The sequence below is a fragment of the Bradyrhizobium sp. USDA 4449 genome (assembly GCF_054056275.1).
Map to the genome: position 1 here is coordinate 5,113,521 of NZ_JBSRYD010000001.1, position 24,134 is coordinate 5,137,654.

Below are 24,134 nucleotides of genomic sequence, written 5' to 3' on the forward strand. Positions count from 1 at the left end.
GTTTGTCTAACGCTTTGTTGTCGTCGGCAGGCGACGGGCAGTGTTCGGCTGCGTCGTTCACGTCACAACGTTTGCTTGTTATGACGGCAGCTTGCACGACCTCATGCCGCGGATATGAGCGAATATCGGCCTGATGCGAAGTTGTCATGGCCGAATTCGTCTTCGGAATTGGACAAAGCATTTCGCGCCGCAATAATTCGAGCATCGCAATTGCAGCAAAGGGGCTGGCGCGATGTTCGATCGACGTGGCTTCATCGCATCAGGTGGCGTTCTTGCGCTCGTACCCGGCGGCGCCGCCGCTGCGCCCGCGACGGATGCGAGCACGAAGGCCAGTCTCCCTGTGGCCTCCGACGCGACCGTAGAACCTCTTTATGCTCTGACGCCGAGTGAGGCGGAATTTCTGGCGGCCGTCGTCGATGCCCTCATTCCGGCCGATGACCTGTCGCCATCCGGTTCCGAGTGCGGCGTCGTCACCTTCATCGATCGACAACTCGCCGGCGCCTATGGCGCCGGGGCGCGGCTTTATCAAGAAGGGCCCTTTCAGCCGAGCAGCGGACAGCCGCAGTTCGGATCGCAGTCGCCGCTCGCACCGCTGGCATTTATCCGGCTCGGCATCGCCGAGCTCGACGCATGGACGGCGGCGCAGCGCGGCGCCCGGGTCAGCCAGCTATCGCCGCCCATGCTGGAGGCGCTGCTGCGCGACGTCGAAGGCGGCAAGGTCGCTCTTGCGCGCATCGATGCACGCGCGTTCTTTGCTGCGCTGCTGCAGCTCTCGATGGAGGGTTTCTTCGCGGACCCGATCTATGGCGGCAACCGGGGTAAGGCGTCGTGGCGGATGATCGGCTATCCGGGCCTGCCGGCGACCTACGCAAAGGCGATCAAGGAGCATCGGGGACGGCGCTATGAAGCCGAACCTCGATCGATCGCTGACTTCCTCTGATCGATCGGTGAATTGGAGCACATCATGGCAAAGGTCTTGAAGGCGACGGATGCCGTGATTGTCGGCCTCGGATGGACGGGTGCGATCATGGCGCGCGAGCTGACCCGCGCCGGCCTCGAAGTATTGGCGCTGGAGCGCGGACCGGATCGCGACCCGGCCGCCGACTTCGCATTGCCGGCGATCCGCGACGAGCTGCGCTACTCCGTTCGCCAGGAGCTGATGCAGGATCCGAAGATGGAGACGGTTACGCTGCGCCATCGCCTCGACGACGAGGCGAGGCCGGTGCGGCGGTTCGGGGCCTTTCTGCCCGGTGACGGCGTTGGCGGCATGGGTACCCACTGGAACGGCAACACGTTTCGCTTCCTTCCCTCGGACCACAATCTCAGAACGCATCTCACCGAACGTTACGGTCGTGGGCGTATTCCCGACGACATGACGATCCAGGACTGGGGCGTTACCTATGACGAGCTGGAGCCGCACTATGCGCGCTTCGAAGCCATCTGCGGCGTGTCGGGCAAGGCCGGCAATATCCGGGGCAGGATTCAGGCGGGCGGGAATCCCTTCGAAGGGCCGCGCAGCGGCGAATATCCGAACGCACCGCTGGTGTCGTCTCACGCCAACGAGCTGTTCTCGCGCGCGGCGACCGAGCTCGGTCTGCACCCGTTTCCGGCGCCGGCCTCCAACTCCAGCGCGCCCTACCGCAATCCGGAAGGGGCCCAGCTCGGAGCCTGTCAATATTGCGGTCATTGCGATCGGTTCGGATGCGAAGCGAACGCCAAGGCGACGCCGCTGAGCACGCTGGCACTGGCGCTCGGCAAGGCGCCCGGCTTTCGCAAGGTGACCAACGCCTATGCAACGCGCGTGCTCTACGACGCGCAGACGCGACGGGCGACCGGAGTGCGCTACATCGACCTGCGCTCGGGGGAGACCTACGACCAGCCGGCGGAAATCGTCATTCTCTCGGCCTGGGTGTTCGGCAACACCCGCCTGATGCTGCTGTCGGGAATCGGCCAGCCCTACGACCCCCGCACCGGTACCGGCGTGGTCGGCAAGAACTACTGCTACCAGATCCAGCCGACGCTCCAGCTTTTCTTCGAGGCCGAGGAGTTGAACCCGTTCATGGGGGCCGGCGGTCTCGGCATGGTCGTGGACGATTTCAACGGCGACAATTTCGATCACGCCAATCTCGGATTCCTCGGCGGCGGCTACATTTCGCTGAACAGCACTAATGGCCGGCCGATTTCGTTCCGCCCGACGCCGCCCGGAACGCCTACATGGGGCGCGGCTTGGAAACGGGAAACCGCGAAATGGTACCGCAAGACCGCGATGGTGCTCTGCGAGGGCATGAACTACGCATCGCGCACCAATTCGATGGATCTCGATCCGACGTATCGCGACATGTTCGGTCAGCCGCTGCTGCGGATGACGTTCAACTTCACGCAGAACGATCGTGCGATGGCCGATTATCTACTGGCCAAAGCTGCCGAGATCGGTCGCGCGATGAATGCGACCATCGTCGCGCCGCAGCCGCGCAAGGGCGATTTCAACGTCGTCTCCTATCAGTCGAGTCACAACAGCGGTGGCACGATCATGGGGCGCTCGCCCATAAACAGCGTGGTGAACCGTTATCTGCAGAGCTGGGACGCGCACAATCTGTTCGTGCTGGGATCATCGGTCTTCCCGCAAAACGCCGGCTACAACCCGACCGCCGCGGCCGCAGCTACCGCCTATTGGTGCGCGGATGCGCTGGTGAAGACTTACCTCAAATCTCCCGCTCCGATGGTGCAACTGTGACGACACGCTGGATGACTGGACCTGGTCTCGCCGCGCTGCTGTTCGGCATGACGGCAAACGCTCCGATCGCCGCGGCCGACATCGTCGCCGGCAAAGCCCTGTTCGAGCAATGTGCGGCCTGCCACGGCGCGAGCGGCGACGGCACCGAACAGGGCCCGTCGCTTCATGGCGTCGTCGGACGCAAGGCCGGGCAGATGCAGAATTTCCGTTACTCCCGCGCGATGCAGCGCAGCGGGATCGTGTGGAGCGAAGAGACGCTGGCGCGATATCTGTCCGATCCGCAGGATGTTGTTCCCGGCAATCGCATGCCTTTCGGGGGGCTCGCCACGCCCGAGGAGAGCAAGGACGTCGTGAGCTACCTGGAAAGCCTGAAGTAGCCAATCGCCAAAGACCGATCGAACGCATGGCCGGCGCATATCCATGAGCCGGACGCGCCACCCCTTTGCCTGAAGCCAGACCAAGCAACGACAAGATACCCTTTCAAACAAGCAAGAGGACGAGAATGCCGAAGACCCTGATACTTGGATGCTGCTCGACCGGTGCGAAATACACGCCGCTGAACCATCATCCGTCCGGCGATGCCGTGCTCGACCGCATCTGCACCGGCGTCGACATCGCCATCACGGAGGAGGAGATCGCGCACGAGGTGGAGCAGCTGACCAGCCTCGGCTGTCGCTATTATCATTATCATGGCCGCAACCCGCTGACGCGCGAGCAGACCACGGACAACGACACCTATCGCCGGATCAGCCTCCTGGTGCAGCGTATGTCGCCCGACATGTTGATCAGCTTCGGTGCCAGCCGGAATGGCCGGGAAGTGATCCAGCGCATCAGCGCCCATGGCGAGTGGGAGCGGGTCAGCCACGCCGGCCTGTCGCTCGGCGCGGGCGGCGCGCATTTCATCACCATGCAGGCCGCCATCGAGCTGCAGATCGTCTGCGACCTGGAGGATCGCATCGGTCCGCTGACGCGCGAGCTCGTCGACAGCGATCTCTTCCTGCGCGAGGTCGAGCGCTATCAGCCTTCGACCCGTCAGGAGGAGGTGAAGATGAACACCAATTCGACAGCGAACGGCAATAATTACGGCCGCTCATCGCCCGCGGTCCAGTTCATTGCTTATGGGCAGGCGGTCGCGGCACGCAGGCGGCTGCATCTGCTCGACGAGATCGAGTGGGTCCAGACGATCCGCAGCTATGCGATGTCGCGCATGGCGATCGCGCGGCACGACGTCAGGCTGGCCGGAGCCGACCAGCTCAACGTCACCCTGCTGTTCGGCTTCTCGCCGAAGCTGCCATTCCCGGAGACCTACGATCATTTCCGGTCCGTCGTCTCCATGGCCAAATCGCTCGAGCGTGATACGCCGGAGGGGGTGCGCAAGCGGAAGGTCTCGATCACGGTCGGAGCCGCGATCCTGCCGCATCATGCTGCCCGCGAGGTGCGGGTCATGGATGTGGGTCCGCTGGCCGGGCATTCGCTCGACGCCGTGCGCAGGGTGATCGGCTATGCCGCGCAGGACGACAGCGAGGTGGATGTCGTGCGCGTCGGCATGGAGGACACGCCGTTCCTGCTCGGCGACGACGGCAAGATCAAGCCGACCACCAATGTCGAGCTCTGCACCTTGGCGGCCGACACGCTGGATCGTCACGGCGTGGCGGTGCAGACCGATCCATCAAACATCACCGAGCGGCGCGCTCCGTTGATGCGCGCGGCGGCATGATCGGCATTGCGCCGGGCCGGGCTGGCGCGTTTGCGACTACGCCAATCCATGGAGAGTCCTGATGACGCTGACCGTCCTCGTGCCGATCTTCGCGCTGCTCGCGCTGGGCTTTGCCGCTGCCCGGAGTGGGCTGCTCTCGGCCGAGGCGAATGCGGGGCTCCTGAAACTGGTCGCGTGCTTCGCGATCCCGGCATTGCTTTTTCGGTCGCTGGCGGCAGGCGCGCAGGCGTCGAACGGCGGCGAGATCGCGCTGATCTACCTGCTGGGCTGTGCGGCGTTGCTCGTCATCGCCTTCATCTACGGACGTGCGGCGCTCGGGTTGAGTCTTGCCGAGTGCGTGGTGTTCGGCATGGGCGTGATCTATTCGAACTCGTCGTTGATCGGCGTTCCCATTGCCCAGGCCCTGCTCGGGGACCAAGGCGTCGCGCTGTTGAGCCAGATCATCGCGATTCACACGCTCGTCCTGATCCCCGTGGCCACGCTCTTGCTCGCATTCGGCAGCAGTGCAGGGGGCGGCTCGAAGGCCCTGGTCGCCGCCATCAGCAATCCCATGACGCTGGCTCTGGCGGCCGGTCTTGTCTGGCGCCGAACCGGGCTCGCACTGCCTGAAATGATTGATCACGCCATCGCCATGCTGGCGGCCGCAGCGCCGGCATTGTCGTTGATCGCGCTCGGGGCCACCGTGGCGCGCGTGCCGCTGCCGACCAATTTCGCCGCGCCGGTCGCTTCCGTCGTGTTCAAGCTCATCGTTCACCCGCTGCTGATCTGGTCGATTGCGCATGCGATGGGTCTGCCCCGGGAGCAGATCCTGATCGCGACGATGACGGCGGCGCTGCCGCCCGGCATCAATGTCTATGTCTTGGCCGCGCATTTTGGCCGGCATGCCGAGGACGCCGCGCGCTCCTTCGCGCTGGCGACGACGCTGTCGGCCGTCAGCATTTCCATTGTCGTCCAGGCCGTCGCCTGGCGTTGAGTCAAGCCACGAAAGGGAGAGCAGCATGACACCGACGATTGCGATCATCGCGCCTGGTGCAATGGGGAGCGCCATCGCGACGCGCCTGACCCGGCAGGGCGTCAAGGTCCTCACCTCGCTCGAGGGCCGCGGTGCCGCAAGCCGGCAGCGGGCGGAGGCGGCGGGCATGCATCATGCCGACGATCAGCGCCTGGTGGACGAGGCCAGCGTGATCCTGTCGATCGTGCCGCCAACCGAGGCGAATGCGCTCGCCGAGCGCTTCGCCGCACGCCTCGGACGCGCAGATCACGCGCCGCTCTTCGTCGATTGCAACGCCGTCGGCGTTTCGACCATGGTGGGAATCGATCGCCTGTTTCGGCGCACCGGCGCGCGCCTCATCGACGGTGCCATCATCGGCTTTCCGCCGAAGGCCGATGATCCGGGGCCTGCCTTCTATTTTTCGGGCGATGCAGCGTCAGACCTCAAGGTATTGGCCGAATATGGTCTCGACATCCGCATCGTCGACGGTCCAATCGGCGCGGCCTCGGCATTGAAGCTGTCCTACGCGGGAATTACCAAGGGGCTGGTGGCAATCGCGACCGCGATGGTGCTTGCTGCCGAACGCGCGGGAGCAGGTTCGGCGCTGAAGTCGGAACTGGCGGCGAGCCAGCCGCAACTGTTGACCCGCTTTGCCAAGATGCTGCCGGACATGTACCCGAAGGCCTACCGCTGGGTCGAAGAGATGCACGCGATCTCCGAATTCATCGGCGGGGATTTCCCGGAAGCGTTGATCTACAGGGGCGCGGCCGGTCTTTATGAGCGGATCGCGGCCGACGTCGCGGGCGATCGTGACGCGTGCAAGCGCATCGATGCGTTCCTCGCGTCGTAGCGATGCGACCGGCGACGGACCGTTAACGCCTGTGCAGGCCAGCCCGACCCTGCGAGTTCCGTGCTTGATGCGGGCACTCGGCGAGGCTTGCGGGTAGTGCATCGACTCGCGATGCACATGTCCGTGAAGTCCAGGGAATCGGCTACGGGCGAGAATAATGGATGTTGGCTACCGATGCCAAATGATCTGGGAGACAAGATGCGTCGCTCCGACAACGAGGAATCTTGTCGCGGGCTTCGATGCACGATGAGCGGCGTTCTTGTCGGAATGGTCAGCCAACATCAGTGCTTTACTCAGCGATCACTGAGTTCCGGAGGACGCCGATCCCGGAGATTTCGACCTCGACGGTGTCACCGGGCTTCATCCACAGCGGCGGGGTGCGCTTCAAGCCGACACCGCCGGGCGTGCCCGTGACGATGACGTCACCGGGGACAAGCGGGGAGATCGTGGAGATGTAGGCGATCAGCTCGGGGATCGCGGTGATCAGCAGATCGGTCGTCGTGTTCTGCACGACGGCCCCGTTGAGGCGGGTCTGCAATGTGAGCTTTGAGGGATCGGGGATTTCGTCCGTCGTCACCAGCCAAGGGCCGAAGCTGCCGCTATTGGCAAAGGTCTTGCCGGAAAGGAACTGGCTGGTATGACGCTGCCAGTCGCGGACGCTGCCCTCGTTGTAGCAGGCGTAGCCTGCGATATGGTCGAGCGCTTGGCCGGCCGGGATGTGGCGACCTTCCTTGCCGATCACCAGCGCGAGCTCGCCCTCATAGTCGAAATTGTCGCTGACCTTCGGCCTGACGATCGGCTGCATGTGGCCGACCTGGCTGCAGGCGAAGCGCGCGAACAGCGCCGGCTTCTCGGTTACGGTGCGGCCGGTCTCGGCGACATGGTCCCGGTAGTTTAGACCGACGCAGATGATTTTGTCGGGGTCCGGGATGACCGGGGCGAAGGCGATCTTGTCGATCGCACGGTCGGGCGCGTTGGCTGCGACCAGTGCGGCTGCCTCGAAGACACGATTGGTCTCGAGCAACTGCCGCAGCGAGGCGCAGCCGGGCATGCGCGTACCGAGATCGACGACGCCGTTGTTCTTGACGGCACCAAAGGAGGCGCGGCCGTCGGCGCTGAAAGAAAGCAGCTTCATAAGATATCCTTGGAAATGTGTTCAGGCCGCGGACGGCACGTGGGTGGGATGGATGATGGCGGCGGCGAGCCGGTCGACTTCCGCGTCGTTGCGGGCGGCACCGAGCACGTAGCGGTCGGGCCGGACCAGAGCGGCCTTGAGGCCGTTATCGCGCAGCCAAGTGCCGACGCCAGCGGTCGCGTCGCCGGTGATGATCGACGCGCCGGCATCGCCGAACGCGCGTTGCAACGCGGACGGGATGACGCCGGCGGCCTCGGTGAGCAGGACGTAGGCGTAACCGATGGCGTCGTCGCTGCGACGGCCGTCGGGCAGGGTGAATTGCGGTGCGAGATGTCCGGCCAACGGCAGATCCGACAGCGCAAGACCGGGGCCGAGCAGGGGCTTCTTCACCTCGAGTTTGACAGGCGCGTTCTCGCGGGCCTGGCCGGCGGCGAGGCCGGCGTCGACCGCCTTGGTGTTGATCAAGCCCCCGAGCCGGATGGCGAGCTCGACGAACTCGCGCACATGCGGCTGGCGCTCGCTCTGATAGGTGTCGAGCAGGCGGCCGTCGGCATGGCCGCCAAGGATCGCATTGAGTTTCCAGGCAAGGTTTGCGGCGTCGCGGATGCCGGCGCACATGCCCTGGCCCAGGAAGGGCGGGGTCTGGTGGGCCGAATCACCGGCGAGCAGCAGGCGGCCATCGCGCCATTTCTGCGCGATGGTGGAGTGGAAGGTGTAGACCGCGGCGCGCTCGAGCTCGGCATCCTCGGGCGTGATCCAGCGCGCCAGCAGTTCCCAGACCTTCGCCGGCTGGGTGACGTCTTGCGAATCTTCGTCGGGCAGAACCGTGATCTCCCAGCGCCGGCGCGTGCCGGTGCCTCGTACATAAGTCGCGGGCCGCCTGGGATCGCAATGCTGCAGGCTGTAGTCGCCGAGATCGTCGCGAACTCGCTTCAGCAGAACGTCCACCACAAGCCAGCGTTCGTGGAAACCAAGATCGTCCATGCCGGAGCCGATGAAGCGGCGCACCAGCGAGCGGGCGCCGTCGCAGCCGATCACATAGCCGGCCCGGACCTCGGTGAGCTGCCCGTTGGAGAGGTCTTCGTAGCGCACGCGCACGCCGGTCTCGTCCTGGTCGAGCGCGAACACGTCGCATCGGTTGCGCGTCGTCACGTGCGGCCAACGCCGCATGCCGCCGATCAAAACCTCCTCAAGATCGGGTTGATGAAAGCGATAGCTGAGATTCCAGCCCTGCGAGGTGAGCGTCGGCGGACGCGACCAATCCAGCAGCATGCGGCCCTCGGCGTCGAGAAAGAGCATGCCGGGGCTGAGGATCACCTGCGGCAGGATCGCATTGGCCAGACCGATGGTCTGGAACACGCGCATGCATTCGTCGTCGAAATGTACGGCGCGCGGCAGATGGTAGGCGTGGGCTTCGCGCTCCAGCACTAGCGTCCGCACGCCGCAAAGGCCGAGGAGATTGGCGAGCGTGGCCCCTACGGGCCCGCGGCCGACGATCACGACATCATAGCTCTGAGAAGCGCAACCATCCTGCATGGCGCCATTTGTTTCTCAGCGGCGCTCCGCTTTCAACGTCGAGTCGCCAACTGTCCGCGCAGCGGACAAGGCTGCGCTGCTCGGTGGCCTGTCCGCCAGCCGGACAGCTTCGCGATAATGCTACTCGCGCGCAATCCGGTTTCGCTAGGGAGGAAGCAAAGCCAACAAGGCCGGTCTGCCGAGGCAGTCCAAAGCGGAGGAAATGACGATGCTGCGATCCGTGCTGAGTGCATGTCTTGTTGCGCAATTATTCGCTGCGCCGAGCTTTGCCGCCGACATCAACGTCGGGATCCTTTTGTCCGCGACGGGGCCCGCTGCAGCCATCGGCAGCGCCGAGCGCAACGGCACGGCCTTCGGTCCCGCCGAGATCGCAGGGAAGAAGGTCAACTATCTATTCCTCGATGAAGCTTCCGACGTTACGGCCGCCGTGTCGGCGCTGCGCAAGCTGCATGAGGAGAGCAAGATAGACCTGCTGATCGGGCCGACCACCACGCCGGGCTCCTTCGCGGTCATCGAGCCGGCGGTCGAGTACAAGACGCCCATGATCACGCTCGCGCCAGTCAATGCGCTCGTCGCACCGGTCGACGCCAGGCGGCGTTGGGTGTTCAAGACCACGACCAACGACGATCACGAAGCAACGCCGCTGTTCGCGAACATGAAGAAGTCCGGCGTGAAGAAGCTGGCCCTGATCGGTTTTGGCGACTCCTATGGCGACGCCTGGAGCAAGGTCAGCGCCGACATGGCCAAGGCCGCCGGCATCGAGCTCGTCGCAAACGAGAAGTACGCCCGGACGGACACGACGGTCGTGGGACAGATATTGAAGATCATCGCAGCCGGTCCGGATGCCGTTCTGATCGCGGCCTCGGGTGCGCCGGCGGCGCTTCCGCTGTTGCAATTGCGGGAGAAGGGGTACGAGGGGCAGATCTACGGCACGCTCGGCGCGACATTCGGCGATTTCAAGAAGCTCACAGGTGTCCAGGGCGACGGGATCTTCGTTCCACTGAGCCCCGCCGTCGGCGCCGCGTCCTTCCCCGACGACTATCCCGCGAAGAAGTCCGCATTGGATTTCATCCAGCGCTACGAAGCGAAGTTCGGGCCGGGAAGCCGCAACATCTTCGCGGGAACGGCCTACGATGCTTTGCTTCTGCTCGAGAAGGCCGCCCCGATCGCTCTGAAGACCGCCGAGCCGGGTACGCCCGAGTTCAGAGAGGCCTTGAGAGGCGCGATCGAATCCTTGAAGGGCGTTGCCGGGTCGCGAGGCGTCTACAATTACGGCCGCGACGATCACACCGGGCTGGACCAGAGCGCGTTGGTTCTGGGCAAGCTCGAAAACGGCGAGTGGGTCGCGGTGCGTTGACACCAGCATCCAAGCGGACAGAATTCTATGACTATATCAGACCTGGACGCGCCTACCTACGACGTCGACCTCTACAGCGACGAGGTTCTTCGCGATCCCTATCCTCACTATCGAGCGATCAGGGAGCGCGGCGCCGCCATCTGGCTTCCTCGGCACGATCTCTATGCCTTGGGCCGCTTCGATGACGTCCGAGCGGCGTTGAGGAATCCGACGGTCTTCTCGTCCGCGGAGGGCGTCGCAGCCAATGACACCGTCAACGAAATAGCGCGGGGCACGACTCTTGCGAGCGACGCCCCCTTGCATGACCGGCTTCGGGCGATCATCGGCGCTCCTCTTTCGCCCCGAGCTCTCGAAGAGATCGGTCCACAAATCCGGGCGGAAGCAAGACGGCTCGTTGATGATCTCGTCGAACGGGAGCAATTCGACGCGGTCACGGATCTGGCGCAGCATTTGCCGCTCACGATCGTGTCCAAGTTGGTCGGCCTCGAAGACTACGGCCGTGGCAACATGCTCAGGTGGGCTTCGGCCACCTTCAACGTGCTCGGCACGATGAATGAACGCGGCTGCGCCGCCATGACGGATTTCCGCGAGATGCGCTCCTACCTGAGCGTTCCGGATATTCGCGAACGGTTGCTGCCCGGGAGCTGGGGCAGGCGCATTTTCGAGGCCGCCGATCGTGGCGAGGTCGAGCCGGAGCGTTGTCCTGTCCTGATGCGGGACTATCTCGGGCCCAGCCTGGACACGACGATCTTCGCGACGGCCAATCTGCTCCTGTTGTTCGGCAGACATCCGGATCAATGGGAGCTTGTCCGCAACGATCCCAAGCTGATCCCGAACGCCATCAACGAAGCGATCCGCCTGGAATCTCCGATCCGAGGCTTCACGCGTCATGCTGCCTCGAACGCTAACGTGGGCGATGCGCATGTTCCTGCAGGAAGCCGGGTGCTGCTGCTGTATGCGTCGGCCAACCGTGACGAGCGCAAATGGCAAGATCCGGAGAAGTTCGATGTGCGCCGGCGCGCCAACGACCATCTCGGTTTCGGAAACGGCACGCACATGTGCGCCGGCCTGCATCTCGCCCGTCTCGAAATGACGGCTCTTCTCGAAGTCCTTGTCGAGAAGGTGCGCAGCTTCGATATCGGCGAACCCGTGCTTGCTCTGAACAACGTGCTGCGCGGCCTGGCCTCTCTGCCCGTAAGGGTGAACTAACCGTCGATGGCGATCGCTGCTGCGGCTTGGCGCATTGGCATCACGAACTGCGAAACCGCCTCCTCAAGAGAAAGAGCGGAGCGGATCCAGATGATCGAAATGCAGCCGAAGACGGCTTCGCCTCGGACGATCGACACCGCGATCGACGCCGTCTTGGGATTGTATTCGCCCTCGTTGCGGATCCCGTATCCACGCTCGCGGGTCTCCACGATCATGCGTTCGAGCCAGTCGCGTTCGAGGAAGGGGCGGTCATCCGCCTCGTCGATCCGCCGCAAATGATTGACGATCAAGTTTCGCTCGCGCTCCGCGGAGGCCGCCAGATAGGCCCGACCGGCCGACGTCCGAAGGATGGGCAGGCGTTTGCCGATCATACCGCGGTCGATCGACATTGGACTGCGAGAATGGGTGGTCTCCTGGACCACCATCGCGGCGTTCTCATAGGTGGAAAGGTCGACGGGCCAGATGAGGGTCTTGCTCAACTCGGCGAGGTAGGGCGCCGCCGCCTGGCAGATGACGACGCTAGGATTGTAGCCGTCCCCGAGGCTGGAGGCCAACCGAGTCACCCGATAGCGGTCGTCGCTCGCCGAACGAGCGATATAACCGAGTTCCTCCAAGGTCTCGAGCAGCCGGTAGACGGTCGGCCGGGGAAGATCGAGCGCGCGCGCCACGTCGGCGGCCCTGACGCCGCCGGACCTGTTGACCTCGGTGAGGACGTCCAGCCCGCGCTTGAAGGCGCGTACCCCCGCCGAGGCTTTCAGTCGTCCGTCGCTCGTCCGCTCCTTGGACATTTCTATTTTCGTCCTTGTGCCGCCGGGTGCGGAGGCTCACGATGCTGCAAATGCGATGCTGCCGCAAGGCTTTCGGCACGATCGCACCGCGTCGGAATCAAACTCTGGCGAAGTGGCCGCGCGCGACCAGCGCGTGCGAAGAACACACTGGAGGAACGTGTATGGAGATTTCTGCGCTCGGCTACATCGGCATAGGCTCCTCGCAGCTGGATCAGTGGAGCCACATGGCGACGAAGCTACTCGGCATGCAGCAGGTCGATCGCGGCGGAAAGACGCGGGCTTTCCGGATGGACGACCGTAGGCAACGTTTGATCGTCGACGGCGGCAACGACTCCGGTCTTGCGGTGATGGGCTGGGAAATTCCGACCCCAGCGGAACTTGATCGTCTCGCCGCCAGGCTGGAAAGTCATGGTGTCGTAGTCACGCGCGGATCGCACGCGCTGGCCGATGAACGGCACGTAGGCGACTTGATCCAGTTCGCCGACCCAACTGGCAACCGGCTTGAGGCGTTCTGCGAGCCGTCCCTCGCGACGGATCCGTTCCGACCGGGGAGGCCGATCTCTGGCTTCCGCACCGGCGCCCTCGGAATGGGACACGTCGTACTGAACGTCGAGAACGTCGATCTTCTGCTGCCGTTCTATCGCGACGTGCTCGGATTCCACGTGTCCGATTTCGGGCTCAAGCCCTACGGCCTGTATTTTTTCCATGTGAACGGACGCCACCACAGCTTTGCGATGGTGGGCTCCGGCCGGAAAGCGCTGCACCACTTCATGGTCGAACTCGGCAGCCTCGACGATGTTGGTCAAGGCTACGATCTTGCGCAGTTGGATGACGGGCGGGTCGCCTATACCTTGGGACGACACACCAACGATCACATGACGTCGTTTTACGTAAACACGCCGTCGGGCTTCTTCATCGAATACGGTTGGGGAGCTCGCGTCATCGATCCGGTTACCTGGCAACCGCATGAGACGTTTGATGGGCCATCGCTCTGGGGGCATGAGCGGCTCTATATGCCCGATGAACAGCGCAAGCGCTTACGCGACATGCGGATTGATGCGGCGGAGCGCGGCGTACGCGCGCCGGATCCAGTCGTGCCGCCTCTGAACTGCGCGTGGCTCGATGCCGTAGTTGCCCGGGAATAGCCTCCGCGCTCGCGTCGGTACAATCTCGGTTGTTCATGCGCGTCGGCTGTTCTCGCCGCGCCCATTCAGACAGTGCGCGGACCCTCGCATGTTCTCTGAAAGATCCAGGTCTGCAATGGCATCCTGGGCGGGCTAACGTCCGAAGCCATCGCCATTCAATGCGGCGTCGCAAGCGTACTGACGTTCAGAAAGAACCTGTACAAGAAACTCGGCATCGTCTCGCAAGCGGAACTGTTCTCGCTCGCGATCCAGGTTTCTGAATCCCTGACGGCTTAGCCCTTGCCGCCGCTTTTACCTTCGGAGTCCGGGAAAACGCGGCTCTGTTATATAAAATAGAACACTATTTCAATATGCAATTTTTCGTGGACGCATGCGGCGTCGGAAGTTTTGGTGCTTGCCAAAATGAAACGCCGTTCTATATTGCTAAAAAAATCGAGCATTGCAAAAGGGAGGTTGCGCTGATGGCCGTTGGGTTCAAGATTGTGAAGCGGACGAGGAAGGTTGGCGCCGACATCGTCGAGCGCTTTTCCCGTCTGCCCGTAGCTAACGTGAGCGATGCCATGTCGCGTATGACGGCGGGAGGGGCGAGCCTGCGCCCGATGCATGCCGGCGGCGGGATGGCGGGCGTGGCTTTGACCGTGAAAACGCGTCCCGGCGATAACCTTATGATTCACAAGGCGATGGCTATGGCCGAGCCGGGCGACGTCATCGTGGTCGACGCCGGTGGCGATCTGACCAACGCCCTGATCGGCGAGATGATGCTAACCCGTATCATCGAGAGCAGGATTGCCGGCTTGGTTATCAACGGAGCCGTTCGGGACTCCGCCTTTATCCGCAGCAACGAATTTCCTGTCTTCGCAGCCGGTGTCACTCATCGGGGGCCTTATAAGAACGGACCGGGCGAGATTAACGTGCCGGTCGCATTCGATGGCATGGTTGTCGAGCCTGGCGATCTGATCATCGGAGACGATGACGGCTTGCTCTGCGTTCCGTTTGACGACGTGGACGAAGTCTTGAAAGGGGCTACCGCAAAGCTCGCAGCGGAGCAAAAGCAGATGGCAAACATCAAGGCGGGAACGCACGACGCCTCTTGGGTCGACAAGGCCCTGCGCGAGCTCAAGTGCGAGGGGCTGGACTGAAAGCGTATCACTGGAACAGGGCTTCCGGAGGCGAGGGGCATTGAGGCTTCGCCGCCGGCACCCATCGATGACCTGACAATTGGCTGCAGTCGTTTCACCGACCTCAATTAGAGAAGCGCGCCTATGTCGACGACATCTCCGCATCTTTCCGTGCGTGAAGATTGGTTGAGCTTGAAGACCGAGGAAGTCCTGGAGCCAGCTCAGCCGATCGTCGATGCTCATCACCATCTTTGGGATCGGCCCGGAGCGTGCTACCTGTTTCCGGAATACCTCGCAGATGTGCGTTCGGGCCACAATGTCGTGGCGAGCATCTTTGCGCAATGTAGATCTATGTATCGCGATTCCGGTCCTGACGAGATGCGACCGGTCGGTGAGGTCGAGTTCATCAACGGCGTTGCGGCGCAGTCAGCGTCTGGGATATACGGACACTTCCGCGCTTGCACGGCAATTGTTGGATTTGCTGACCTCACTCTCGGTGCCAAGGTCGCTCCTGTGCTGCAAGCTCTGGTGCGGGCCGGAGGTGATCGCCTCCGAGGCGTGCGCAATACTACGGCGTGGCATGAAGATCCGGCTATCCGCTCAAATCCACAGCCGCCGCCGCCCGGGCTGTTGTCCAACGAAGGGTTTCGCCAAGGTGTCCGATGTTTGGCTCGAGAAAACTTGTCTCTGGATGTTTGGGCCTATCACACCCAACTGAACGAAGTCATGGAGCTCGCACAGCAGAATCCGGACCTCTCCATAATTTTGGATCACGTCGGCGGTCCCCTTGGCCTGGGACCGTATGCCGGGCAGCGCGACGCCGTGTTTTTGGATTGGAGGGCAAGTGTTGCGAAGCTTGCAGCCTTGCCGAACGTGACAGTGAAGCTTGGCGGCCTTGGCATGAAAACGACCGGCTTCGTTTTTCATGAGCAATCTCGGCCACCGGGATCCCGGGAGCTGGCACAAGCCTGGAAGCCTTACATCGAGACGTGCATCGAACTCTTCGGCCCTGTCCGCTGCATGTTCGAAAGCAACTTCCCCGTCGACAAGGGAATGTGCTCGTATCTGATCCTCTGGAACGCCTTCAAGAGAATCGTCGAGACATACAGTCAGCCCGAGAAGCAGGCGTTGTTCAGCGGCACGGCAATGCGCGTGTACCGTATATCGCCGAATATCCTAACGGATCATGCAGCCATGCCTTGAGACGGCGCGAATATCCACGACCCAGCAAAATCAAAACCGCTGGTGATAAAAAACACAAATTGAGGAGACGGCCATGGATGCGAGAAAGATGACGTTGGTCGCCCTTTTAGGCGCCGGCATGTTTATCAATGCTATCGACCGCGGCGCTCTCGGCGTCGCTGCTCCCCAAATGCTTGCTGATCTGAAAATGGATCCTGGTGTTATGGGTCTGGCGCTATCGGCCTTCTATTGCAGCTACATTCTGTTCATGGTCCCGGTCGGGAGATATTCCGACAAGTATGGCGCGAAGGCCGCCTATGGTTGGGCGGCTGCCTTTTGGTCGCTGGCTTCCGCGGCAACGGGGTTGATCCAGGGGTTTTATGGGTTGATGGCCGTGCGTCTTGCCGTTGGTGCCGGCGAGTCGGGTGCCAATCCGCTGGGCGCCAAGGTCATTAATGAAAACTTTGGCTCGGAAGAGCGTGCGAGAGCGATGACCTGGTGTCTGTCCGGCACGAAGCTGGGACTCGCGGCCGTGCCTGTCCTGATGGGCTTCCTGATGGCAACGTGGAATTGGCGCGTCGCTTTCATCGTGACGGGACTTGCAAGCTTGCTCTGGTGCCTTGCGTGGTACGCTCTTTTCAAAGAGAGCCCCAGGGCGGCTGATGGTGCCGCGAAGAAAGACGAGCAGGTACCGTGGAAGAAATTGCTTGGCAACCGGACGACTTTGGGCCTGATGCTTACCAAGTTTTTCCTCGACTACCTCTGGGTCGTATTCATCAGCTGGTTGCCAACCTACCTGGTCATGGAGCGGGGATTCTCCATCTTGAAAATGGGCCTATATGCTTCGATTCCGTGGATCGTCGGTTTCGTCGCACAGCCAGCCATGGGGCACTTCTCTGATTGGCTCATCAAGAAGGGCGTAAGCGTCACCAACGCGAGGAAATATTGTCTGGTCGGATCGCAACTGGTCGCAGCGCTTGTCATTGCGGTAGGCTTCGTCGAAGACCCGATGATCGCGGTCGCGCTTCTCACCATCAATATTGCAGGTGAGTCAGCGTCAGCCGGCATCATGTGGACGATACTGTCCGAGGTGTCGCCCAAAGGCCTCGGCGGAACGCTGTCCAGCGCCGTCAATACCGTCAGCTCCGTGGCAGGCGTCATGGCGCCGACCGTTACGGGGTTTGTCTATCAATTCACGGGAAGCTTCCAAATGGCCTTGCTCCTCGCCGGATTGGGAATCTTGATATCGGCGTGCTCAATTCTCTTCATCGTTCCGGAAATCCGGCCCATAGAGCTCGGCGACGAAAACGAGGAACTGTCGACCGGCGCACTGGTGCAGGGTGGGGGAGCTCGATGAAACGAACTCCTCGCGGCGCTAACCGGCACGCTTTAGTGAAAGGCGCATCGGCTAGGTCGCGTGTGAGAACATCGGCATCCCCGGCGTATCGAGTGTCGCCTGCAGGAGCGATCCGGTTCGGCTCTCAGTGATGAAGAGGGTTTTTTGCTCGGGACCACCGAACGCGAGGTTGGTCGTCCCCACGCCGGCGCAGGAAACGATGCGATCCAGCGGCTCGGCCAACGGGGAAAGACGCCACACCGAACCAAAGCCGGTGTGGCAGATCAGCAGGTTTCCTGCGCTGTCGAACGCCAAGCCGTCTGGGCCTCCGGGGCCGCCGTGCAAATGCGCGAATACACTGACTTTGGTGATCAGGCCGCTGGCCGGTAGCGGGACGCGCCAAATCTGGTTCGCCCGCGTTACTGCGACAAGCAGAAAGCTCTCCTCCGGATCGACGACGATTCCATTTGGGCTCGGTATGGTATTTACAAGACACGTCAATTGGCCTGCGGGCGTCAGCTTCCAGACGCGACCGGTCGGATCGTGCATTCCGGTCTGGCCCTGATCCGTGAAGTAGAGAGCCCCCGTATTTGCAAAGACAAGATCATTCACGCCCTTGAAGCTTTCGCTGGCGGCCGTCTCCAGAAAAGGTGTCACCGATCCGCGCGCAGGATCGAGCAGCATGATCCCCCGCTTGTAGTCCGTAATGAAGATCCTGCCGTCACGATGGATCTTCAGCCCATTCGGCCAACCATCGTATTCGGCGATGAGCTCCCATTGGCCTTCGGATGAAACTCTGAAGATGCGACCGTAGGGAATGTCGGTGATGTAGAGCCGTCCCTCTCGATCGAACGAAGGGCCCTCGAGGAAACAGTCGATCGCACGGCCGCCTTGGTTTGCATCGGCCCACGCGGTACGACGCGGTTTGCGAAACTGATCCGGCAATCGTGTGAAGACGGTCGTCTCGATCCGACGCGGAGGGGCAAAGAAGGTCATTTGGTCACCGGGCGAAAGCCGTAGAGCTCAACGGGGTTATCAACCAAAATGCGCTTAAATGTTGCGTCGCTTCTGATGATGCCACGGCGTCCGGTCCCTGTTCCTATTGAGCCTAGGCATTTTAGATCGCCGTTGCAAGGAAACGTCGTTTCGTTTTAGGCGGCGGCTCCCGTAGCGCGTCCTGCTGTGCGTTTGCGTCCGCGTTTGCCCGTGGTTGCTGGCGGTGTTCCGCCGCAGGCTGTCGATAGCTTGTGCGCCATTTCAACCAGATGCTCTTTGAGTTGTTCGGCTCGCGCTGCCGTCAGTCGGCTTACAGGTCCGGAGATATTCAACGATCCCATCAGTACGTTGCCGATGCCGAATATTGGCATCGCGAGAGAGGCCGCATGGGGGTCCGTAACGCCTGACGTGAAGAGCGGAAGTTCGTCATCCGAGAGAGGGCCGGATTCATATTTTCGCAGCACCTGTGCAATTGCGGACTTATCCATCGGGCGCGTGTCACCCGGTTGCACGTGCATGCGGATCCGGCTCGGACTCTCCACGCGAAAGAGACAAAGGCGTTCGTCGCCGTTCCTCACATAGAAGGAGGCGGTCTCTCCTGTCTTAGCCGCGAGTTCGTCCAAAACGGGGATGACGTGATCCGAGAGGCTAAAAGCTTGTTGATAGGCGGTTCCAAGACGCAGGGTTTCTGAATCCAGCCGATAGCTCCCGTCGGGTAAGCGCGCCAGCAATCGATACTGCTCGAGGGACACTGCAAGACGCATGATCGTGCTTTTGACCAAGCCGGTTCTCTCAGCAAGGTCGGCTAAACTCAAGGCGCCGTCACCCCGACGGAATGCCGTCAAGACGGCTAGTGCTCGCTCGGCGGCCGAAACGCCCTTGACCGAAGATGCTGCCTCGCTCCGGGTTTGCTTTGCCATCTAAGACCTTCTACTTCCTTCATTTTAGACTGAACACGCCTACTATTGCGGAAAGTAACCTTAGATCCCGAGTCCACCTTCCGCTGCACGTTGCCGCGTACTCGATAGTTGACGCAACCGGGCGCTGCAAGCGCCGTCTGGCGCGAGCGAGAATCGGCAAGGCATGGCTAACCTGCTGTTTATCATTCATTTTCTGAGTGCGGGAGGTGGGTCTGTGCAGCGGCGTTCAAAGACCTCTGCTGCCATGATGGCGCGGTCGCCCGGCAGCGGTGGCTTTTGGCTAACGGGGATTGCGTTGCAGTACGGAGTGGTCAGCGCTTGTTCAATTGGAAGACCGCCGCCGCCCGCGGCATCGATCACCGTATTGACGACAAACGCGGCTCGCTCAATCTCTCGATGCTCCTTAACTGCGGCGAGAGCATCCAGCCATTCTCAAGTTCCACCGTGTCGGAGTCTTTCATCGCATCCATTACTCCCTCCCGTGAAATTTTGTCTATCGTCAGTATGGAAGCAGTTGTGTTGGCTGCGATCAGCTCCCGCGCAGGCAGACCAGCAAGGCCTGCGCCGGATGGCGTAACCTCTCTCGGTCGATCAGTTTGACCTGCGAGCGGCAAGAATAGCCGGTCGCGAGCAGGCGGCCGCCCGACGCCCATCTTTCGACATGGCCCCTCCAGCTCATGTCATAGATTTTCTCAGATGTGGCGCGGTGCTCGGCTTCGTGGCCGTAGGTGCCGGCCATCCCGCAGCATCCCGACGACAAAACGCGCAGGCTGGCGCCTGCAGCAGCAAAGGCCGATTGCCAGCTCCGCAGGCTGGTCAAAGCGATCGAGCGCTCCGAGCAATGCGGCAACAGCAGATACTCCTCATTGGATTTCGCGCTCTCGGCAATCGCATCGAGGTGGCCAGCCAACCACTCCTGGACGAGGTGGACAGGAGGCGGCCGGTCGGCTTCCGGCAACATGCCGTATTCGGATCGGTAGGTCAGCGTCATGGATGCGTCGACCCCGACCAGTTCGACGCCGGTAGCGGCGAGGTCGCGCAGCATGGCCGCATTGCGGGACGCGGTCCGGATGAACGCACCGAGAAAGCCGTGGACATGCAGTGGCTTTCCGTTGGGACGGAAGGGCGCCACATACGGCTGGAATCCCATGACCTTCATGAGATCGAGGACTGCCAAAACGATCTCTGGGTCGTACCAGTTGGTGAATGCGTCCTGAACCAGCACCACACTCCGCGCGCGCTCTCCGGCGGAAAGGCCCTTGAGCACATCAGCATTCGCAACCTTGATCCCGCGCGCTTCCAATTCCCGCCGCATCGATAGAGACGAGAATTTCGGCGTATGAACCAACCCAATCCTGCGCATGGCGAGACGGCCGATGGGTGTTGCAAGAACCAGATTATAGAGGCCGCCGATCTTGCTCATCGTTGGCAGCATTGCCTCAAGCGATCCCACCAAGTGATCGCGAACAGGCCGCAGATAGCGCCCGTGATAGAGTTCGAGAAATTTCGCGCGAAAGGTGGGCACGTCCACCTTGATCGGACATTGCCCGCTGCAGGATTTGCATGCGAGGCAGCCGTCCATCGCATCCTTGACTTCATGCGAAAAGTCTTCTTCGGACGACCAGGTGTTACGCATTCTGGCCAGCAAGTCGCGCCAGCCCGATCCCTGTCGCAGGGCAGCGGCTTCGGCTTCGGGATCCACACCCGTGATGGCCAATTGCCGGAGCCATTCGCGGGTGAGGGAAGCCCGTCCTTTTGGCGAATGCCGGCGATCGCGCGTTGCCTTATAGGATGGGCACATCGCCTCGTCGGGATCCCAATTGAAGCAAGCGCCATTGCCGTTGCAATGCAACGCCTCGTCGTAGGCGGTGCGTGTTGGACCGGGGATCGCCCTGTCGAGCTGTCCTCGCGTGACCAGCCCATCGATCGAGAGCAGATGGCCGCCCTCGGGGGCGGCGATCTTTCCGGGATTAAGCTGATTGCGTGGGTCGAACGCTGCCTTGATCGATTGTAGCGAGGGATATAGCGGTCCGAAGAAGCGCGGCGAGAATTCAGAGCGCACGCCTTTGCCATGTTCCCCCCACAGGAGGCCGCCGTATTTCTTGGTGATCCGGACGACGTCTTCCGTCACCTCTCGAATGAGGACCTCCTGTTGTGGATCTTTCATATCGATGGCAGGACGAACGTGAAGCACGCCGGCATCCACGTGGCCGAACATGCCATAGCTCAACCTGCGGGCATCCAGCGCTGCACGAAACTCCGCGATGTAGTCGGCGAGATGCTCGGGCGGGACCGCGGTGTCCTCGACGAACGGGATCGGCCGCTTGTCGCCCTGCATATTACCGAGCAGCCCGACAGATTTCTTTCGCATCTCCCAGATTGCGTTCACCTCGAGGTGGCCGCGTGCAACGGTGAAGCCGCGCCGCCCATGCGAATGGTTCGCTGATGCAAACGCCTGCGTTATCCGGCTAACTGGATTTTCAAACTCCGCTTCGGAGTTGCCGACGAATTCGACCAGGTTCACACCTGTAGCACGTTGTCCATTGTCCTCCGGGAAGTATTGCCGGACCGAATCCCAGATGACGTCGCCTTGTGCAAGGCCCAGCACCTTCGAGTCGACCGTTTCGATTGAGGCCGCCCCAAACCGCATCAATTCCTGCGCGTCCCGCAGGGCGGCATCGAAGCTGTCATAGCGCACGTTGACCAGCGCGCTGTGTTTTGGAATCGGCACCACGTTCAGTTTTGCTTCCGCAATCAGCGCAAGCGTGCCTTCGCTGCCGCAAAGAATCGAATTGAGGTTGAACCGCCCGGCGTCGTCCCGGATATGCGCCAGATCATAACCCGTGAGACAACGGTTCAACTTCGGGAAATGGGCTGTAATCAAATCCGATTGCTCGCGCTGAATGGTATCGACCAGCCTGTGAACGGCGCCCACGCGATCCTTCCGCTGCTGGATCCGCCGAAGTTCCTCGTCTTCTATCGGCCCCGACGTCCAGACCGTGCCATCCAGTAGGACGCACGTTAGCTCGAGCACGTGATTGCGCGTCTTGCCGTACAAGCAGGAACCCTGGCCGCACGCATCGGTGCTGATCATGCCGCCGATCGTAGCCCGACTGGAGGTCGAAAGTTCTGGCGGGAAAAAAAGCCCATGTCCGGCGAGGGCGGCATTGAGCTGGTCCTTCACGACCCCAGCCTGCACCCGCACCCAGCCCTCCGCCGGATTGATTTCCAGAATCCGGTTCATGTGGCGAGAGACGTCCACCACCACGCCGTTCGTCAGCGACTGACCATTTGTACCAGTCCCGCCGCCCCGCGGTGCGAACACAATGTCCTCGAAGCGCGGATCTCCGACCGCGCGTGCGATGCGCGTCAGGTCCTCGATCGTGCGCGGGAAGATCAGGAGTTGCGGAAGAAGCTGGTAGATCGAGTTGTCGGTCGCCGAGACGATCCGGTCGCCGTATGCCGGCGCAAGGTCGCCCTCGAACCCCCGCACACGAAGTTCCGTTGCGAGATCGATATGCAGGGAAGTCGAGGTCGGTACCTCGGAAATGCGTGGCAGCATTTTGCGTTCCTACCCGTAACCCGCGCAGCGCACTGCTTTTTCATGAAACTTGGGCCCAGGCGATAGTCGAGCGCTTTATCGCCGACGCCATCAAAATGAAACACCGTTTCAAAAAAGTTTGCAAGTCGTCCTTCTTTGAGTTATTGGGCTTGGGACAGGCCGGGGTAACGCCGGCCGAGGGAGGGAGTAGATGCCGAGCAGTCCTGCCGCGTCGACCGGTACAGATTTTACCGCGGTGCAAGAGCGGATCCTGTCCAAGGTGCTTTGGCGGATCGTGCCGTTTCTGCTCCTCTGTTACGTCATCGCCTATCTTGACCGGGTGAACGTCGGGATTGCGAGCCTGACGATGAACAAGGACATCGGGATCTCGCACTCCGAATTCGGGTGGAGCGCCGGGCTTTTCTTTTTTGGCTATTTCCTGGCTGAGGTGCCGAGCAATCTGGCCCTCCAGGCGGTCGGCGCCCGCAAATGGATCGCTCGCATCCTGATTACCTGGGGCTTGCTCTCGGCCTGCACCGCGTTCGCAGTCGGGCCTACGAGCTTCGGCGTCATGCGCTTTCTGCTCGGTCTCGGTGAGGCTGGTTTTACGCCGGGTGTATTCCTCTATTTCACGTACTGGTTCCCGGCGCGTGTGCGCGGTACGGCGACAGCCGCGTTTTTGCTCGGCATCCCGATCGCCAACATCATCGGAGCGCCGATATCGAGCTCCCTCTTGGCCCTCGACGGCGTTGCTGGACTACACGGTTGGCAGTGGCTTTTGATCCTCGAGGGTCTGCCTGCGACTGTCCTCGGATTCGTTTGTCTCTTCACGCTCACCGACAAGCCCGAAGAAGCCAAATGGCTGACCGAAGCGGAGCGCGCCTGGCTCGTCAGCGCGCTTGCGAGTGAGCGTCAGTACATCGCTTCCAAGCATCCCACGAGATTGAGGGACGCATTCACCAATTGGCGCGTTCTTGTGTGCGCGGTCGTCAATTTCTGTGCCATCATTGGTTCGGTCGGGCTCGGACTATGGATGCCGCAGATCCTGAAGGGCTTCGGCTTTGGCGTTGTGACGGTCGGCTTCATCGCTGCTGTCCCCTACATCTGCGGTGCCATCGCGATGATGTTGTGGGCCAGGCTGTCGGATAAGGGCGGAGAGCGAAGCTGGTTCGTGGCCTCGGCCCTCCTTTTGGGCGCCGTTTCTCTGGTCGCTTGCGGTCTGGCGACATCTTCCGCGCTCCTTTCCATCGTAGCTCTCTGCGGCGCGGTCGTCGGGATCATGTGTTACCAATCCACATTCTGGCCGATACCATCCAGCTTCCTGACCGGCAGCGCAGCCGCCGGAGGGATCGCCCTCATTGTCTCGATCGGCAATCTTGGTGGCTTTGTCGGTCCCTACCTTATCGGTGAAATCCGCGAGTCGACGGGTAGCTTTGCGTGGGCACTGATCTCAGTGGGCGCATTTCTGACCTTGGCCGCGATCCTCATTCGGGTCGTCGGGATCAGTCTCCGACAACCGCAGCCGGCAGTGGCTGGCGGCGGCGTCCACCCGATTTCCACTATGTCAAAAGGAGTTTGA

At 61.9% G+C, this 24,134-nt stretch carries 19 protein-coding genes; 13 read left to right on the forward strand and 6 right to left on the reverse strand.

Annotated features, from left to right (window positions below):
• Window positions 1-232: 232 nt before the first annotated feature.
• The 6 genes from ACVIIW_RS23735 to ACVIIW_RS23760 all read left to right on the forward strand — a co-directional run bounded on the left by ACVIIW_RS23735 (window position 233) and on the right by ACVIIW_RS23760 (window position 6,292).
• Window positions 233-940, forward strand: a complete 708-nt coding sequence (locus ACVIIW_RS23735; RefSeq protein ID WP_456702947.1) for a gluconate 2-dehydrogenase subunit 3 family protein — start codon at window positions 233-235, stop codon at window positions 938-940.
• A 24-nt stretch (window positions 941-964) separates the two neighbouring features.
• Window positions 965-2,734, forward strand: a complete 1,770-nt coding sequence (locus tag ACVIIW_RS23740) for a GMC family oxidoreductase (protein ID WP_456702948.1) — start codon at window positions 965-967, stop codon at window positions 2,732-2,734.
• A gap of 11 nt (window positions 2,735-2,745) precedes the next feature.
• Window positions 2,746-3,111: a c-type cytochrome gene (locus ACVIIW_RS23745; protein ID WP_456702949.1), complete on the forward strand. Its 366-nt coding sequence runs from the start codon at window positions 2,746-2,748 to the stop codon at window positions 3,109-3,111.
• Between the two features lie 125 nt (window positions 3,112-3,236).
• Window positions 3,237-4,451, forward strand: a complete 1,215-nt coding sequence (locus ACVIIW_RS23750) for a hypothetical protein (protein ID WP_456702950.1) — start codon at window positions 3,237-3,239, stop codon at window positions 4,449-4,451.
• 61 nt (window positions 4,452-4,512) lie between these two features.
• Window positions 4,513-5,424 (forward strand): AEC family transporter, encoded by a 912-nt coding sequence (locus tag ACVIIW_RS23755; RefSeq protein WP_456702951.1) that lies wholly within the window; start codon window positions 4,513-4,515, stop codon window positions 5,422-5,424.
• Window positions 5,425-5,449: 25 nt separating this feature from the next.
• On the forward strand, window positions 5,450-6,292 hold the full coding sequence (locus ACVIIW_RS23760) for a DUF1932 domain-containing protein (protein ID WP_456702952.1): 843 nt from the start codon (window positions 5,450-5,452) through the stop codon (window positions 6,290-6,292).
• Window positions 6,293-6,581: 289 nt separating this feature from the next.
• Here ACVIIW_RS23760 and ACVIIW_RS23765 read toward each other — a convergent pair whose 3' ends face one another.
• Together ACVIIW_RS23765 and mhpA are read right to left on the reverse strand one after the other, a co-directional pair.
• Window positions 6,582-7,427, reverse strand: a complete 846-nt coding sequence (locus ACVIIW_RS23765) for a fumarylacetoacetate hydrolase family protein (protein WP_456702953.1) — start codon at window positions 7,425-7,427, stop codon at window positions 6,582-6,584.
• Between the two features lie 21 nt (window positions 7,428-7,448).
• Window positions 7,449-8,963 (reverse strand): bifunctional 3-(3-hydroxy-phenyl)propionate/3-hydroxycinnamic acid hydroxylase MhpA, encoded by a 1,515-nt coding sequence (mhpA, locus tag ACVIIW_RS23770; protein ID WP_456702954.1) that lies wholly within the window; start codon window positions 8,961-8,963, stop codon window positions 7,449-7,451.
• Window positions 8,964-9,171: 208 nt separating this feature from the next.
• Here mhpA and ACVIIW_RS23775 point away from each other — a divergent pair, with 208 nt between their 5' ends.
• Window positions 9,172-10,320: an ABC transporter substrate-binding protein gene (locus tag ACVIIW_RS23775; protein ID WP_456702955.1), complete on the forward strand. Its 1,149-nt coding sequence runs from the start codon at window positions 9,172-9,174 to the stop codon at window positions 10,318-10,320.
• A 168-nt stretch (window positions 10,321-10,488) separates the two neighbouring features.
• The gene (locus tag ACVIIW_RS23780; RefSeq protein WP_456702956.1) at window positions 10,489-11,529 is read left to right on the forward strand and encodes a cytochrome P450; all 1,041 of its coding nucleotides are present in this window, start codon (window positions 10,489-10,491) and stop codon (window positions 11,527-11,529) included.
• On the opposite strand, the gene ACVIIW_RS23785 is transcribed toward ACVIIW_RS23780, so the two are convergent.
• Window positions 11,526-12,317, reverse strand: coding sequence for a DNA-binding transcriptional regulator (locus ACVIIW_RS23785; RefSeq protein ID WP_456702957.1), 792 nt, complete (start codon window positions 12,315-12,317; stop codon window positions 11,526-11,528). The genes ACVIIW_RS23780 and ACVIIW_RS23785 overlap by 4 nt on opposite strands.
• Window positions 12,318-12,478: 161 nt before the next feature.
• Between ACVIIW_RS23785 and ACVIIW_RS23790 the strand changes: the two genes are divergently transcribed.
• The 4 genes from ACVIIW_RS23790 (at window position 12,479) to ACVIIW_RS23805 (ending at window position 17,119) form a co-directional block, all read left to right on the forward strand.
• Window positions 12,479-13,462: a VOC family protein gene (locus ACVIIW_RS23790; RefSeq protein ID WP_456702958.1), complete on the forward strand. Its 984-nt coding sequence runs from the start codon at window positions 12,479-12,481 to the stop codon at window positions 13,460-13,462.
• Between the two features lie 461 nt (window positions 13,463-13,923).
• Window positions 13,924-14,601, forward strand: coding sequence for an RraA family protein (locus ACVIIW_RS23795; protein WP_456705249.1), 678 nt, complete (start codon window positions 13,924-13,926; stop codon window positions 14,599-14,601).
• Between the two features lie 123 nt (window positions 14,602-14,724).
• Complete coding sequence (locus ACVIIW_RS23800) at window positions 14,725-15,783, forward strand: amidohydrolase family protein (protein ID WP_456702959.1); 1,059 nt, start codon at window positions 14,725-14,727, stop codon at window positions 15,781-15,783.
• Window positions 15,784-15,856: 73 nt separating this feature from the next.
• Entirely contained in the window at window positions 15,857-17,119 is a 1,263-nt protein-coding gene (locus ACVIIW_RS23805) for an MFS transporter (protein WP_456702960.1), read from the forward strand.
• A 51-nt stretch (window positions 17,120-17,170) separates the two neighbouring features.
• Here ACVIIW_RS23805 and ACVIIW_RS23810 read toward each other — a convergent pair whose 3' ends face one another.
• The 3 genes from ACVIIW_RS23810 to ydiJ form a co-directional block, all read right to left on the reverse strand.
• On the reverse strand, window positions 17,171-18,094 hold the full coding sequence (locus tag ACVIIW_RS23810) for an SMP-30/gluconolactonase/LRE family protein (RefSeq protein WP_456702961.1): 924 nt from the start codon (window positions 18,092-18,094) through the stop codon (window positions 17,171-17,173).
• Window positions 18,095-18,249: 155 nt separating this feature from the next.
• The gene (locus ACVIIW_RS23815; protein ID WP_456702962.1) at window positions 18,250-19,014 is read right to left on the reverse strand and encodes an IclR family transcriptional regulator; all 765 of its coding nucleotides are present in this window, start codon (window positions 19,012-19,014) and stop codon (window positions 18,250-18,252) included.
• Between the two features lie 529 nt (window positions 19,015-19,543).
• Window positions 19,544-22,576, reverse strand: a complete 3,033-nt coding sequence (ydiJ, locus tag ACVIIW_RS23820; RefSeq protein WP_456702963.1) for a D-2-hydroxyglutarate dehydrogenase YdiJ — start codon at window positions 22,574-22,576, stop codon at window positions 19,544-19,546.
• 190 nt (window positions 22,577-22,766) lie between these two features.
• Here ydiJ and ACVIIW_RS23825 point away from each other — a divergent pair, with 190 nt between their 5' ends.
• Entirely contained in the window at window positions 22,767-24,134 is a 1,368-nt protein-coding gene (locus ACVIIW_RS23825) for an MFS transporter (RefSeq protein ID WP_456702964.1), read from the forward strand.

What these genes read in the sequence shown, in the direction of transcription:
- ACVIIW_RS23815 (WP_456702962.1), bottom strand. Translation starts at nt 19,014, where the DNA reads ATGGCAAAGCAAACCCGGAGCGAGGCAGCATCTTCGGTCAAGGGCGTT.
- ACVIIW_RS23805 (WP_456702960.1), top strand. Translation starts at nt 15,857, where the DNA reads ATGGATGCGAGAAAGATGACGTTGGTCGCCCTTTTAGGCGCCGGCATG.
- mhpA (WP_456702954.1), bottom strand. Translation starts at nt 8,963, where the DNA reads ATGCAGGATGGTTGCGCTTCTCAGAGCTATGATGTCGTGATCGTCGGC.
- ACVIIW_RS23810 (WP_456702961.1), bottom strand. Translation starts at nt 18,094, where the DNA reads ATGACCTTCTTTGCCCCTCCGCGTCGGATCGAGACGACCGTCTTCACA.
- ACVIIW_RS23750 (WP_456702950.1), top strand. Translation starts at nt 3,237, where the DNA reads ATGCCGAAGACCCTGATACTTGGATGCTGCTCGACCGGTGCGAAATAC.
- ACVIIW_RS23795 (WP_456705249.1), top strand. Translation starts at nt 13,924, where the DNA reads ATGGCCGTTGGGTTCAAGATTGTGAAGCGGACGAGGAAGGTTGGCGCC.
- ACVIIW_RS23790 (WP_456702958.1), top strand. Translation starts at nt 12,479, where the DNA reads ATGGAGATTTCTGCGCTCGGCTACATCGGCATAGGCTCCTCGCAGCTG.
- ydiJ (WP_456702963.1), bottom strand. Translation starts at nt 22,576, where the DNA reads ATGCTGCCACGCATTTCCGAGGTACCGACCTCGACTTCCCTGCATATC.
- ACVIIW_RS23825 (WP_456702964.1), top strand. Translation starts at nt 22,767, where the DNA reads ATGCCGAGCAGTCCTGCCGCGTCGACCGGTACAGATTTTACCGCGGTG.
- ACVIIW_RS23735 (WP_456702947.1), top strand. Translation starts at nt 233, where the DNA reads ATGTTCGATCGACGTGGCTTCATCGCATCAGGTGGCGTTCTTGCGCTC.
- ACVIIW_RS23740 (WP_456702948.1), top strand. Translation starts at nt 965, where the DNA reads ATGGCAAAGGTCTTGAAGGCGACGGATGCCGTGATTGTCGGCCTCGGA.
- ACVIIW_RS23760 (WP_456702952.1), top strand. Translation starts at nt 5,450, where the DNA reads ATGACACCGACGATTGCGATCATCGCGCCTGGTGCAATGGGGAGCGCC.
- ACVIIW_RS23755 (WP_456702951.1), top strand. Translation starts at nt 4,513, where the DNA reads ATGACGCTGACCGTCCTCGTGCCGATCTTCGCGCTGCTCGCGCTGGGC.
- ACVIIW_RS23800 (WP_456702959.1), top strand. Translation starts at nt 14,725, where the DNA reads ATGTCGACGACATCTCCGCATCTTTCCGTGCGTGAAGATTGGTTGAGC.
- ACVIIW_RS23765 (WP_456702953.1), bottom strand. Translation starts at nt 7,427, where the DNA reads ATGAAGCTGCTTTCTTTCAGCGCCGACGGCCGCGCCTCCTTTGGTGCC.
- ACVIIW_RS23775 (WP_456702955.1), top strand. Translation starts at nt 9,172, where the DNA reads ATGCTGCGATCCGTGCTGAGTGCATGTCTTGTTGCGCAATTATTCGCT.
- ACVIIW_RS23745 (WP_456702949.1), top strand. Translation starts at nt 2,746, where the DNA reads ATGACTGGACCTGGTCTCGCCGCGCTGCTGTTCGGCATGACGGCAAAC.
- ACVIIW_RS23785 (WP_456702957.1), bottom strand. Translation starts at nt 12,317, where the DNA reads ATGTCCAAGGAGCGGACGAGCGACGGACGACTGAAAGCCTCGGCGGGG.